The following is a 13,648-nucleotide window of genomic DNA, read 5'->3' as shown; positions in this document are numbered from 1 at the left end:
CGCTCCCACACTGTTTGGTCGTTCGGTAGAACTAACCCGCCATTGCCAATCGATTCCGGCCTTCACGCTTGGCCACATACAACGCACTGTCAGCGCGACGCAGCAGGCTTTCTGCCGATTCACCCGGCAGCAGGGTCGAGCAACCCAGGCTCACCGTCAGCTCGATCAACTGGCCGTCAGCGTAATAATCATTAGCCTGTGCGGCGTAGCGCAAACGCTCACCGACCAGAGCAGCCGCTTCCCGGCTGGTGTTGGACAGCAGGATCAGGAACTCTTCCCCGCCATAACGAAACACCATGTCGACGTTGCGCAATTGACCTTTGATTGAGGCGGCAACGGCTTTGAGTACGTCATCGCCAGCGCTATGCCCGTGACTGTCGTTGACCCGCTTGAAATGGTCGATATCCAGCATCAATACCGACAATGGTTGCAGGTGGCGACGTGACATCTCGATTTCGCGTTGCAGGGTCTGGTCCATCGCAATGCGGTTGCCAGTACCGGTCAGAGAGTCGCGCATTGCGCTCTGGGTCGCCGCGCGGTATAGCAGGGCGTTGCGCATCGGATACAGCAACGACGACAGCAGCGATTCAAGATGCCCCTGCTCCTGATCGTTGAAGCGCTGATTTCGGCGGAATACCAGTTCACCCATGTGCTCGCCCTCGTGGCTGAGGCTGTAGCTGACCGAGTGATGGCCTCGGGTGCCGAACTCCAGGCGCAGATCACTGCCCTGATGCACGTAGCTCAAGGCATCCAGTGGCACAAGGCGCTGAACCTCGCGAAAGAACAGGCCGAGAATGCGTTGCGGTTCAAGACTGGTTTGCAGTTGCAGGCTCAGTTGCTGGCGCAATTGCGCAAGACTGGCGGGCCGCTCCAGAAGAGGCGGCTGCTGACCGAAACCCAGGCGCTGCAATTTGGCACTGTCGAAGTCAATTGCATTGGTCTGGGAAGGTGATTTCATATGGCGTGAGCCCCTAAGCAGTAAGTCTGTCTTACAGGCTGGGTGAGAGCGGCTATGGGCTGCGTGTCGTACTGATCCATCAGTCCCGTAGGACATTTGGTGTAAGTCTAGTCTGCCTGATGACGATTAGTGAGCTATCGAATCAGGTCTTGCCCCATTGCCTTCACACGGCATGCTTTGAGGAAAATTAGAGCGAAAGTCGTGCCATTCAGTTCGGTTTTATTTAAATCTATATGAATCAATAACTTGAGTTTTCAGAAGGTAAAGGTGTGCTGGTTATTTGACTGTATTGTGACGGCCAATAACGGTTAATGCATGCCGCGACGGAAATCCGCCACGGCTACAAATGCGACGTATGGCATTACTGCGCGTTGAATGCCTGACCATTGATGCCGGTGCTGTCCGGGCCCATCAGGTAGAGGTAGACCGGCATGATTTCCTCGGGCGTTGGATTGTTCAGCGGATTTTCCCCCGGATAGGCTTGAGCGCGCATGCTGGTGCGAGTGCCGCCCGGGTTGATGCTGTTGGAGCGTACTGGCGCCACACCGTCGACTTCATCGGCCAGGGTTTGCATCAGGCCCTCGGTGGCGAATTTTGAAACGCCATAGGCTCCCCAATAAGCACGTCCCTTGCGTCCGACGCTGCTCGAAGTGAACACCACCGAAGCATCCTGCGACAGCTTGAGCAGCGGCAGCAAAGTGCTGGTCAACATGAACATGGCATTGACGTTGACCTGCATGACACGCATGAAGTTTTCGCCGGACAACTGCTCGATGGGCGTGCGCGGGCCGATGATCGAGGCGTTATGCAGCAGGCCGTCGAGGTGGCCGAATTCGGCTTCGATCATTGCAGCCAGTTCATCGTACTGATGGGGCAGTGCGGTCTCGAGATTGAACGGAATCACCGCCGGCTGGGGGTGCCCTGCAGCTTCGATTTCGTCGTAGACCTGTGTCAGATTGGCTTCAGTCTTGCCCAGCAGCAAAACGGTTGCGCCATGGGCAGCGTAGGTTTTCGCGGCAGCCGCGCCGATGCCACGACCGGCACCGGTGACCAGAATGACCCGGTCCTTGAGCAATTCGGGACGAGCTGTGTAATCAAACATAAAAAACCTCATCAAGAGTCAGATCATTCCCACGCTCCGCATGGGAAAGCAGCCAATGACGCTCTGCGTCAAGTCTCAGCAACTGCAGAGCGCGCTATCGAGCACCTTGCGCAACTCCAGAGGATGATCCACCACCACATCCGCGCCCCAATGCCGCGGGTTGTCGTCGGGATGGATGTAGCCAAACGTCACCGCACAAGTCTTGGTGCCAGCGTCGCGCCCGGATTCGATATCGCGCAGATCATCGCCCACAAACAAAACCGTCGACGGATCCAGATCAAGCATCTTGCACGCCAGGATCAGCGGCTCCGGATCCGGCTTGCTGTTTTTGACATGATCCGGGCAGATCAGCAGCGCCGAACGCTCGGCCAGTCCCAACTGCTGCATGATCGGCTCGGCGAAGCGCAGCGGCTTGTTGGTCACCACGCCCCAGATCAAGTTGGCCTTTTCGATATCAGCCAGCAGTTCGCCCATGCCGTCGAACAGCTTGCTGTGCACCGCGCAGCCGACGAGGTAGCGCTCGAGGAATTCCAGGCGCAACTCTTCAAACCCCGGCGATTCCGGGTCCATCGAAAACGTCACCGCAACCATGGCTTTGGCGCCGCCGGAGATCTCGTCGCGGATGTGCTTGTCGTTGATTGGCGGCAAACCACGATCTGCGCGCATCGCCTGGCAGATGGCGATGAAGTCTGGTGCCGTGTCGAGCAGGGTGCCGTCCATGTCGAAAAGGACTGCTCTGATGGCCATCGGCTTATTCCTCGCGCAGGGTCTGGATCATGTAGTTGACGTCAACGTCGTTGGCCAGCTTGTAGTGCTTGGTCAGCGGGTTGTAAGTCAGGCCGATGATGTCCTTGACGGTCAGGCCGGCCATGCGGCTCCAGGCGCCAAGCTCGGACGGGCGGATGAATTTTTTGAAGTCGTGGGTGCCACGCGGCAGCAACTTCATGATGTATTCGGCGCCGATGATGGCGAACAGGTAGGCCTTCGGGTTGCGGTTGATGGTCGAGAAGAACACCTGGCCGCCGGGTTTGACCATGCGGAAGCAGGCGCGAATGACCGACGAAGGATCCGGCACATGTTCGAGCATTTCGAGGCAGGTGACCACGTCGAATTGCTCGGGCATTTCTTCAGCCAGGTCTTCGGCGGTGATCTGGCGGTATTCGACGCTGACGCCGGATTCCAGTTGATGCAATTGCGCGACCGCCAGCGGCGCTTCGCCCATGTCGATGCCCATTACGGTGGCACCGCGTTGGGCCATGGCTTCGCTGAGGATGCCGCCGCCGCAACCAACGTCGAGCACTTTCTTGCCGGCCAGGTTGACCCGTTCGTCAATCCAGTTGACCCGCAGCGGGTTGATGTCGTGCAGCGGTTTGAATTCGCTTTCACGGTCCCACCAGCGATGGGCCAGGGCTTCGAATTTGGCGATTTCGGCGTGGTCGACGTTGCTCATGTTCCATTCCTCTAAAACTTGAAAAAGGTTGTAGCTGCGCAGGTTATGCGCAGTGTTTACGATTCGGTGTGGCCACTGATGCGCTGGCCCCAGGCACGGGCGGTGGCGCCCAGTTGTGCTTCATCCAGGCGTGTCAGGCGCCGGTCCTCAAGCAGTTGCTTGCCGTCAACCCACAGGTGTTTCACGCAGTCGCGGCCGGTGGCATATATAAGCTGCGAAACCGGGTCATAGACCGGTTGCTGCGCCAGGCCCGACAGGTCGAAGGCGACGATGTCGGCGGCTTTGCCGATTTCCAGCGAGCCGACTTGCGCTTCGATCCCCAGCGCTCGGGCGCCATTGAGCGTGGCCATGCGCAGGGCGCGGTGGGCGTCCAGCGCGGTGGCAGAGCCGGCGACGGCCTTGGCCAGCAGCGCGGCAGTGCGGGTTTCACCCAGCAGGTCGAGATCATTGTTGCTCGCCGCACCGTCAGTGCCGACAGCCACATTCACGCCAGCCTGCCACAAACGCTCGACCGGGCAAAAACCGCTGGCCAGCTTCAGGTTCGATTCGGGGCAGTGGATCACGCTGGTGTTGCTTTCTACCAGCAACGCCAGATCGTCATCGCTGATCTGGGTCATGTGTACGGCCTGGAAGCGCGGGCCAAGCAGGCCCAGGCGGCCGAGGCGGGCCAGTGGCCGCTCGCCGCGTTGTTCTACCGCTTGCTGCACTTCGAAGGCGGTTTCGTGGACGTGCATGTGGATCGATGCATCCAGTTCCTCGGCAATCACGCGGATCTTCTCGAGGTTCTCATCGCTGACGGTATAGGGTGCATGGGGGCCGAAGGTGATCTTGATCCGTTCGTGGTGCTTCAGATCACCGAACAACTCGACGCCCTGACGAATGGCTTCATCAGCGTTGCTGGCGCCGGGTATCGGGAAGTCGAGGACAGGAATCGCGATTTGCGCGCGAATGCCGCTGTTGTGCACGCACTCGCTGGCAACTTTCGGGAAGAAATACATGTCCGAGAAACAGGTGATGCCGCCCTTGATCTGTTCGGCGATGGCCAGATCAGTACCATCTCGGACAAAATCTTCATCGACCCATTTGGCTTCGGCCGGCCAGATATGGTTTTCCAGCCAGGTCATCAGCGGTAAGTCATCGGCCAGACCGCGGAACAGTGTCATCGCGGCGTGGCCGTGAGCATTGATCAGGCCGGGGCTGAGCAGCATGTCCGGCAATTCGCGGATTTGTGTGGCGTTACACTTCAATGCTTCGGCGCGTGGGCCGATAAACACGATGCGACCGTCGCGGATGCCCAAGCCGTGCTCCTTGAGCACAACGCCTGCAGGTTCGACGGGTACCAGCCAGGTCGGCAGCAATAATAAGTCGAGCGCAATGGCAGGTGTCGGCATCGAGGGTCGGTTCCGGTGCTTTTGTAAAGGATGGCGAAGTATACCCGAGCGTCTTCGCGGGGGGATCGCTATAATCGGCGGCTTTTGTTCATGAGTGCGGGGTTAGGGATGCGCGATCGACTGTTGGCTGCGGAGAAAGTGAAGGCCATCGATTGGCGAGACGGCGCGCTCCACCTGCTGGATCAGCGTATTTTACCGTTCGAGGAAACCTGGATCGCCTGCACGAGCGCCGCCGGCGTGTCCGAGGCGATTCGCTCGATGGTGGTGCGTGGCGCGCCAGCCATTGGCATCAGTGCGGCCTATGGCATGGTACTCGCGGCGCGTGCGCGGATTGTCGAAGGTGGCGATTGGCGTGCGGTGCTGGAAGAAGACTTCGCGCTGTTGGCCGACTCTCGTCCGACCGCGGTCAACCTGTTCTGGGCGCTGGGTCGCATGCGTGATCGGCTCGAGCGCCTGAAAGACAATGCCGATCCGCTGGCGGCACTGGAAGCCGAGGCGATCTCAATTCATGAAAGTGACCGCGAAGCCAACCTGACCATGGCGCAACTGGGTGTCGACCTGATTCGTAAGCATCAGGGCAATGCTCAGGCGATTCTCACCCACTGCAACACTGGCGCGCTGGCGACGGGCGGATTCGGTACAGCGCTGGGTGTCATTCGTGCGGCGTTCCTTGAAGGTATGGTTGAGCGCGTTTACGCCGACGAAACCCGCCCGTGGCTGCAAGGCTCGCGCCTGACGGCCTGGGAACTGGTCAACGAAGGTATCCCGGTGACCGTTAATGCCGACTCCGCCGCGGCGCACATCATGAAAACCAAAGGCGTGACCTGGGTAATCGTCGGTGCTGACCGGATTACCGCCAACGGCGACGTGGCGAACAAGATCGGCACCTATCAACTGGCGGTCAATGCGATGCACCACGGCGTGCGTTTCATGGTGGTAGCGCCGAGTTCGACCATCGACATGAACCTGGCCAGTGGTGATGACATCCCGATTGAGGAGCGTGACGGAGCCGAGTTGCTGGAAGTGGGCGGCAAGCGTGTCGGCGCAGATGTTGAGGCGTTCAACCCGGTGTTTGACGTGACGCCGGCGGATCTGATCGACGCGATCGTGACCGAGAAGGGCATCGTCGAACGTCCGGATACCGCCAAAATGGCCCAGTTGATGTGCCGCAAGCGCCTGCATTAACGGGCTGTTGTGCCTCAAAGGGCCTCATCGTTGGCAAGTCAGCTCCCACGGGTTCAGTGACCGCCACCGCTCCTGTGGGAGTGGGCGCGCCAGCGATGAGGCCTTAAAAGTCAATAAACATAGGTAAACAAGCCTCCGATTCTGCATTCGAAGAGGCTCTAAGCGTCTCTCGTCCCCCTTTCAGGCGATTACCGGCTAACTAACTATGCTCCATGCGCTTGTGGGGGATAGGTGCGTGGCGGCGATTGTGGTAGCATCCGGCGTTTTCCGAGGCAGTCCCACGGGGTTGTCTTCACTGCGCAAATCCAGGGTCCAACTTGTTGATTTGTCGTAAGTCGGCGCATGGCACTCAGCCTGCATCGACGAGCTTCGTGATCCCTATGGATATGACGAGGTTTCACCAGAAAAAGGAATCGAGCTTCTCATGGGCGAACTGGCCAAAGAAATCCTCCCGGTCAATATCGAAGACGAGCTGAAACAGTCCTACCTCGATTACGCGATGAGCGTGATCGTCGGCCGTGCACTGCCGGATGCGCGCGATGGCTTGAAGCCCGTGCACCGTCGCGTGCTGTTCGCGATGAGCGAGCTGGGCAACGACTTCAACAAGCCGTACAAGAAATCTGCCCGTGTTGTCGGTGACGTGATCGGTAAGTATCACCCGCACGGTGATACAGCGGTCTACGACACCATCGTCCGTATGGCGCAGCCATTCTCGCTGCGTTATCTGCTGGTCGACGGTCAGGGCAACTTCGGTTCGGTGGACGGCGACAACGCCGCGGCCATGCGATACACCGAAGTGCGCATGACCAAGCTGGCGCACGAGTTGCTGGCTGACCTGCACAAGGAAACCGTGGACTGGGTGCCGAACTACGACGGCACTGAAATGATCCCGGCGGTCATGCCAACCCGTATTCCCAATCTGCTGGTCAACGGTTCCAGCGGTATCGCCGTGGGCATGGCGACCAACATCCCGCCGCACAACCTCGGTGAAGTCATCGACGGTTGCCTGGCGCTCATCGACAATCCCGAGCTGACTGTCGACGAGCTGATGCAATACATTCCCGGTCCGGACTTCCCGACCGCCGCGATCATCAACGGTCGCGCCGGTATCATCGAAGCCTACCGCACCGGTCGCGGGCGCATTTACATGCGTGCGCGTTCGATCGTTGAAGACATCGACAAGGTCGGTGGCCGTCAGCAGATCGTCATCACCGAACTCCCTTACCAGTTGAACAAGGCGCGTCTGATCGAGAAGATCGCCGAGCTGGTAAAAGAGAAGAAACTCGAAGGTATTACCGAGCTGCGCGACGAGTCCGACAAGGACGGTATGCGCGTCGTGATCGAACTGCGTCGCGGCGAAGTGCCAGAGGTGATCCTCAACAACCTCTACGCCCAGACCCAGCTGCAATCGGTGTTCGGCATCAACATCGTTGCGCTGATCGACGGCCGTCCGCGGATCCTCAACCTCAAGGATCTGCTGGAAGCCTTCGTCCGTCACCGTCGCGAAGTTGTCACCCGCCGCACCGTGTTCGAACTGCGCAAAGCGCGTGAGCGTGGGCACATTCTCGAAGGCCAGGCCGTTGCCCTGTCGAACATCGACCCGGTGATCGCCCTGATCAAGGCGTCGCCAACGCCGTCGGAAGCCAAGGAAGCGCTGATCAGCACGCCTTGGGAATCCTCGGCGGTGGTGGCGATGGTTGAGCGTGCCGGTGCCGATTCGTGCCGTCCGGAAAACCTTGACCCGCAATACGGTCTGCGCGAGGGCAAGTACTTCCTGTCGCCAGAACAGGCGCAAGCCATTCTGGAGCTGCGTCTGCACCGCCTGACCGGTCTGGAACACGAAAAGCTGCTGGCCGAGTATCAAGAGATCCTCAACCAGATCGGCGAGCTGATCCGCATCCTCAACAGCGCCGTGCGCCTGATGGAAGTGATCCGCGAAGAGCTGGAAGTGATCCGTGCCGAATACGGCGATCAGCGTCGCACCGAGATTCTCGATGCACGCCTCGACCTGACTCTGGGCGACATGATCCCGGAAGAAGAGCGCGTTGTGACCATTTCCCACGGTGGCTACGCCAAGACCCAGCCGTTGGCTGCGTACCAGGCTCAGCGTCGTGGCGGTAAAGGCAAATCGGCGACTGGCGTCAAGGATGAGGACTACATTGCTCACCTGCTGGTTGCCAACAGTCACTCCACGCTGTTGCTGTTCTCCAGCAAAGGCAAGGTGTACTGGCTGAAGACTTACGAAATTCCTGAGGCATCGCGTGCCGCGCGTGGTCGTCCGCTGGTCAATCTGCTGCCGCTGGAAGCCGATGAAACCATCACCACGATGCTGCAGATCGATCTTGAGGCCCTGCAAAAACGCGCCGGTGCTGACGATGAAGATGATGCCGACGATGTGATCATCGAAGGCGAAGTGGTTGAAGCTGAAGAAGCTGCCGAGCTGGAAGAAATCGACGGCGAAACGGCCGAGCTGGTCGCTGAGCCGACTGGCGAATTCATCTTCATGGCCACGGCTTCCGGTACCGTCAAGAAGACGCCGCTGGCACGCTTCGCCCGTCCGCGCTCCAATGGCTTGATCGCCCTGAAGCTGAAGGAAGGTGACACGTTGATCGCGGCTGCCATCACTGATGGCGCGAAAGAAATCATGCTGTTCTCCGACGCTGGCAAGGTGATTCGTTTCGCTGAAGCCGCCGTGCGTGAAATGGGTCGTGGTGCTCGCGGTATCCGCGGCATGCGGATCCTCAAGGATCAGAAGCTGATCTCCATGCTGATTCCTGAGTCGGGCGCGCAGATTCTGACCGCTTCCGAGCGTGGTTTCGGCAAGCGCACCGCGCTGAGCAAATTCCCTCGCCGTGGTCGCGGTGGTCAGGGTGTGATTGCAATGGTCACCAAAGAGCGCAACGGCAAGCTCGTCGGTGCAATCCAGGTTCAGGAAGGCGAGGAAATCATGCTGATTTCCGATCAGGGCACGCTGGTGCGGACCCGCGTTGATGAAGTCTCCAGCCTGGGTCGCAACACCCAAGGGGTGACCCTGATCAAGCTGGCCACCGATGAAACGCTGGTCGGTCTGGAGCGAGTTCAGGAGCCGTCGGAAGTCGAGGGCGAAGAGCTCGAAGGTGAAGAAGGGCTGGTGTCCGGCGCGGAGGTCGTGATCGACGACGCTGTTGAAGATCAGCAACTGGACGCCGCAGCTGACGAAGAACCGCAGGAATAAGCGGACAAGCGAGGGGGCGGATGAGAATTCGCCCCCTTGTTATTTGTCTGGTATGAAAGTTTCTGAATGACCGAATTATTGTGTATCACCAAGTCAGAGCGAGATTGGATGTGAGCAAGCGAGCCTATAACTTCTGCGCCGGCCCTGCGGCGCTTCCCGAAGCTGTCCTGCAACGCGCTCAAGGTGAACTCCTTGACTGGCACGGCAAGGGGCTGTCGGTCATGGAAATGAGCCATCGCAGCGATGAGTTCGTGTCCATTGCCACCCAGGCCGAGCAGGATCTGCGTGACCTGCTGAATATCCCGTCGAACTACAAAGTGCTGTTTTTGCAAGGTGGCGCGAGCCAGCAGTTTGCACAGATTCCCCTGAACCTGCTGCCGGAAAATGGCTCGGCCGACTATATCGATACCGGTATCTGGTCGCAGAAAGCCATCGAAGAAGCCTCGCGCTACGGTCACGTCAACGTCGCCGCTACCGCCAAGCCTTACGATTATTTCGCCATTCCGGGCCAGAACGAGTGGAATCTGTCCAAGGACGCCGCTTACGTTCACTACGCGCCGAACGAAACCATTGGCGGTCTGGAATTCCAGTGGATCCCGGAAACCGGCGACGTGCCGTTGGTGGCCGATATGTCCTCGGACATCCTTTCGCGTCCGGTCGATATCTCGCGTTTCGGCATGATCTACGCCGGTGCGCAGAAGAACATCGGCCCGAGCGGCATCGTGGTCAACATCATCCGCGAAGACTTGCTGGGCAAGGCGCGCTCGCTGTGCCCGACCATGCTCAACTACAAAGTCGCGGCCGATAACGGCTCGATGTACAACACCCCGCCGACTCTGGCCTGGTACTTGTCTGGTCTGGTATTCCAGTGGCTGAAAGAGCAGGGCGGCGTTGAAGCCATCGCCAGGCTGAACGATGTCAAGCAGCGCACGCTGTACGACTTCATCGACGCCAGCGGCCTCTACAGCAACCCGATCAACAAATCGGATCGCTCGTGGATGAACGTGCCATTCCGTCTCGCTGATGATCGTCTGGACAAGCCGTTCCTGGTCGGTGCTGATGAGCGCGGCTTGCTCAACCTCAAGGGTCACCGCTCTGTGGGCGGTATGCGCGCCTCCATCTACAACGCCGTCGACATCACCGCCGTCAATGCGCTGGTGGCCTACATGGCTGAATTCGAGAAGGAACACGGCTGATGTCCGAGCAAGAACTCAAGGCACTGCGCGTTCGCATTGACGCTCTGGACACCAAAGTCATGGAACTGATCAGTGAGCGTGCGCGTTGCGCCCAGGAAGTCGCGCGAGTAAAGATGGCCTCGCTGGCCGAAGGCGAAGTGCCGGTGTTCTATCGTCCTGAGCGCGAAGCTCAGGTGCTCAAGCGGGTGATGGAGCGCAATCAGGGGCCGCTGGGCAACGAAGAGATGGCGCGGTTGTTCCGCGAGATCATGTCTTCGTGCCTGGCGCTGGAGCAGCCGCTGAAAGTGGCGTACCTCGGCCCTGAAGGCACCTTCACCCAAGCGGCGGCCATGAAGCACTTCGGTCACGCGGTGATCAGCAAGCCGATGGCAGCGATCGACGAAGTATTCCGTGAAGTGGCGGCCGGTGCGGTGAATTTCGGCGTGGTGCCGGTGGAAAACTCCACCGAAGGCGCGGTCAACCACACGCTGGACAGCTTCCTCGAGCACGACATGGTCATCTGTGGCGAAGTCGAGCTGCGGATTCACCATCATCTGTTGGTGGGTGAAAACACCAAGACCGACAGCATCAGCCGCATCTATTCCCACGCGCAGTCGCTGGCGCAGTGCCGCAAGTGGCTGGACGCGCATTACCCGAATGTCGAGCGCGTGGCGGTGTCCAGCAACGCCGAAGCGGCCAAACGGGTTAAAGGTGAATGGAACTCGGCGGCGATTGCCGGTGATATGGCGGCTGGGCTCTATGGTCTGACCCGTCTGGCCGAGAAAATCGAGGATCGCCCGGACAACTCCACGCGCTTCCTGATGATCGGTAACCAGGAAGTGCCGCCGACCGGTGACGACAAGACGTCGATCATTGTGTCCATGAGCAACAAGCCTGGCGCGCTCCATGAGCTGCTGGTGCCGTTCCATGACAACGGCATTGACCTGACGCGCATCGAAACCCGTCCATCGCGCAGCGGCAAATGGACCTATGTGTTCTTCATCGACTTCGTCGGCCACCACCGTGATCCGTTGGTCAAAGGTGTACTGGAAAAGATCAGTCAGGAAGCGGTAGCACTCAAGGTGCTGGGTTCCTACCCGAAAGCAGTTCTCTAAGGGCGGTAGCAAATGAGTGGCAATTTCCTCGCTCTGGCACAGCCGGGCGTGCAACAACTTTCGCCGTACGTTCCGGGCAAGCCTGTGGACGAACTGGCGCGCGAGCTGGGTCTGGATCCGGCGAAAATCGTCAAACTGGCCAGCAACGAAAACCCTCTGGGTGCAAGTCCGAAAGCCTTGGCGGCGATCCGCGAGGAGCTGGCCGAGCTGACCCGTTATCCGGATGGCAACGGCTTTGCGTTGAAATCCCTGCTGGCCGAGCAGTGCCGTGTCGAGCTGAACCAGGTCACTCTGGGTAACGGCTCCAACGATATTCTCGAGTTGGTCGCGCGCGCCTATCTGGCGCCGGGCCTGAACGCGGTGTTCAGCGAGCATGCTTTTGCGGTGTACCCGATTGCGACTCAAGCTGTTGGCGCTCAGGCCAAAGTAGTCCCCGCCAAGGATTGGGGGCATGACCTGCCGGCCATGCTCGCGGCCATTGATGCCAATACCCGCGTGGTGTTTATCGCCAACCCGAACAACCCGACCGGTACCTGGTTCGGCGCAGAGGCGCTGGACGAGTTCCTGCAGGACGTTCCGGAGCATGTGCTGGTGGTGCTGGACGAGGCCTATATCGAGTACGCCGAGGGCAGCGACTTGCCCGATGGTCTGGATTTCCTGGCGGCGTATCCGAATCTGCTGGTTTCGCGCACCTTCTCCAAGGCATACGGTCTGGCGGCATTGCGCGTGGGTTATGGTCTGTCCACGGCGGTGGTGGCGGACGTGCTGAACCGCGTGCGCCAGCCCTTCAACGTCAACAGCCTGGCCTTGGCTGCGGCCTGTGCAGCGCTGAAGGACGAAGAGTATCTGGCGCAAAGCCGTCAGCTCAATGAGGCCGGCATGCAACAACTGCAAGCAGGTTTCCGTGAGTTGGGTTTGAGCTGGATCGAATCCAAAGGCAACTTCATTTGCGTCGACCTCGGCCAAGTGGCGGTCCCGGTGTTTCAAGGCTTGCTGGCTGAGGGCGTGATCGTGCGTCCGGTGGCTAACTACGGTATGCCGAATCACCTGCGGGTGACCATCGGTCTGCCGGCGGAAAACAGTCGCTTCCTCGAAGCGCTGCGCAAGGTTCTGGCTCGTGGGTGATGTCACTGCGTTGCAATCTGCTGCGCCTATGATCGGTCGCCTGGTGGTGGTCGGTCTGGGGTTGATCGGTGGTTCATTTGCCAAAGGCTTGCGTGAAAGCGGTATCTGCCGCGAGGTGGTCGGGGTCGATCTCGACCCGCAATCGCGCAAGCTCGCGGTCGAGTTGGGTGTGGTTGATCGCTGCGAAGATGACTTGGTAGCGGCATGCCGTGGCGCTGACGTGATTCAATTGGCAGTGCCGATTCTGGCCATGGAGAAAGTGCTGGCCCGTCTGGCGGGCATGGATCTGGGGCAGGCGATCCTGACGGATGTCGGTAGCGCCAAGGGCAACGTGGTGCGTGCGGCGACCGAGGCATTCGGCGGCATGCCGGCGCGTTTCGTGCCGGGGCACCCGATTGCCGGCTCCGAGCAGAGCGGGGTGGAGGCTTCCAACGCTGGACTGTTCCGCCGTCACAAAGTGATTCTGACGCCGCTTGAGCAAACCGATCCGGCCGCGCTGGCTGTTGTTGATCGTCTATGGCGTGAATTGGGTGCCGACGTCGAGCACATGCAGGTCGAGCGCCACGACGAAGTGCTGGCTGCGACGAGTCATTTGCCGCACTTGCTGGCCTTCGGTTTGGTCGATTCGTTGGCCAAACGCAATGAAAATCTTGAGATCTTCCGTTACGCTGCTGGCGGTTTCCGCGATTTCACAAGAATCGCCGGAAGCGACCCGGTCATGTGGCACGACATCTTCCTCGCCAATCGCGAGGCTGTCCTGCGCACACTCGATACATTTCGCAGCGACCTCGACGCCTTGCGCGACGCGGTCGATGCAGGGGATGGGCACCAATTGTTGGGCGTTTTCACTCGCGCCCGGGTTTCCCGCGAGCATTTCAGTTAAATCCTGGACCGCTGGGCCTATGTGGACGCTATGAATTGCAACGATCTGAT

The 13,648-nt window shown here is 59.5% G+C and carries 10 protein-coding genes and 1 pseudogene; 6 read left to right on the top strand and 5 right to left on the bottom strand.

Features of this window, described 5'->3' with window-relative positions; translation table 11 throughout:
• Positions 1-31: 31 nt before the first annotated feature.
• From ACIOU6_RS08795 to ACIOU6_RS08775, 5 genes are all read right to left on the bottom strand, one after another.
• Positions 32-958: a GGDEF domain-containing protein gene (locus ACIOU6_RS08795; RefSeq protein WP_401135478.1), complete on the bottom strand. Its 927-nt coding sequence runs from the start codon at positions 956-958 to the stop codon at positions 32-34.
• 361 nt (positions 959-1,319) lie between these two features.
• On the bottom strand, positions 1,320-2,060 hold the full coding sequence (locus ACIOU6_RS08790) for a YciK family oxidoreductase (protein ID WP_221729268.1): 741 nt from the start codon (positions 2,058-2,060) through the stop codon (positions 1,320-1,322).
• Positions 2,061-2,135: 75 nt separating this feature from the next.
• Positions 2,136-2,807, bottom strand: a complete 672-nt coding sequence (mupP, locus tag ACIOU6_RS08785; protein ID WP_221729267.1) for an N-acetylmuramic acid 6-phosphate phosphatase MupP — start codon at positions 2,805-2,807, stop codon at positions 2,136-2,138.
• Between the two features lie 4 nt (positions 2,808-2,811).
• On the bottom strand, positions 2,812-3,510 hold the full coding sequence (gene ubiG, locus ACIOU6_RS08780) for a bifunctional 2-polyprenyl-6-hydroxyphenol methylase/3-demethylubiquinol 3-O-methyltransferase UbiG (RefSeq protein WP_221729266.1): 699 nt from the start codon (positions 3,508-3,510) through the stop codon (positions 2,812-2,814).
• Between the two features lie 56 nt (positions 3,511-3,566).
• On the bottom strand, positions 3,567-4,901 hold the full coding sequence (locus tag ACIOU6_RS08775; protein WP_221729265.1) for a TRZ/ATZ family hydrolase: 1,335 nt from the start codon (positions 4,899-4,901) through the stop codon (positions 3,567-3,569).
• Positions 4,902-5,009: 108 nt separating this feature from the next.
• On the opposite strand from ACIOU6_RS08775, the gene mtnA reads away from it, so the two are divergent.
• The 6 genes and pseudogenes from mtnA to ACIOU6_RS08745 all read left to right on the top strand — a co-directional run.
• Complete coding sequence (gene mtnA / locus ACIOU6_RS08770) at positions 5,010-6,086, top strand: S-methyl-5-thioribose-1-phosphate isomerase (protein ID WP_401135473.1); 1,077 nt, start codon at positions 5,010-5,012, stop codon at positions 6,084-6,086.
• A gap of 424 nt (positions 6,087-6,510) precedes the next feature.
• A complete protein-coding gene (gene gyrA, locus ACIOU6_RS08765; RefSeq protein ID WP_221729263.1) occupies positions 6,511-9,300 on the top strand; it encodes a DNA gyrase subunit A in 2,790 nt (929 codons plus the stop codon).
• Positions 9,301-9,410: 110 nt separating this feature from the next.
• A complete protein-coding gene (serC, locus tag ACIOU6_RS08760; RefSeq protein WP_221729262.1) occupies positions 9,411-10,496 on the top strand; it encodes a 3-phosphoserine/phosphohydroxythreonine transaminase in 1,086 nt (361 codons plus the stop codon).
• Complete coding sequence (gene pheA, locus ACIOU6_RS08755) at positions 10,496-11,590, top strand: prephenate dehydratase (protein WP_217873271.1); 1,095 nt, start codon at positions 10,496-10,498, stop codon at positions 11,588-11,590. The genes serC and pheA overlap by 1 nt, the downstream gene beginning before the upstream one ends.
• A gap of 12 nt (positions 11,591-11,602) precedes the next feature.
• The gene (hisC, locus tag ACIOU6_RS08750) at positions 11,603-12,715 is read left to right on the top strand and encodes a histidinol-phosphate transaminase (RefSeq protein WP_221729261.1); all 1,113 of its coding nucleotides are present in this window, start codon (positions 11,603-11,605) and stop codon (positions 12,713-12,715) included.
• A gap of 28 nt (positions 12,716-12,743) precedes the next feature.
• Positions 12,744-13,595 (top strand): annotated as a pseudogene (locus ACIOU6_RS08745) (prephenate dehydrogenase/arogenate dehydrogenase family protein); the annotation flags it as partial.
• Positions 13,596-13,648 lie beyond the last annotated feature (53 nt).

The organism is Pseudomonas sp. NPDC087615, assembly GCF_044743445.1.
Taxonomy (GTDB): Bacteria; Pseudomonadota; Gammaproteobacteria; order Pseudomonadales; family Pseudomonadaceae; genus Aquipseudomonas; species Aquipseudomonas baetica_A.
The sequence above is the reverse complement of the archived record's forward strand: the minus strand, read 5'-3'. Positions and strand labels throughout refer to the sequence as shown.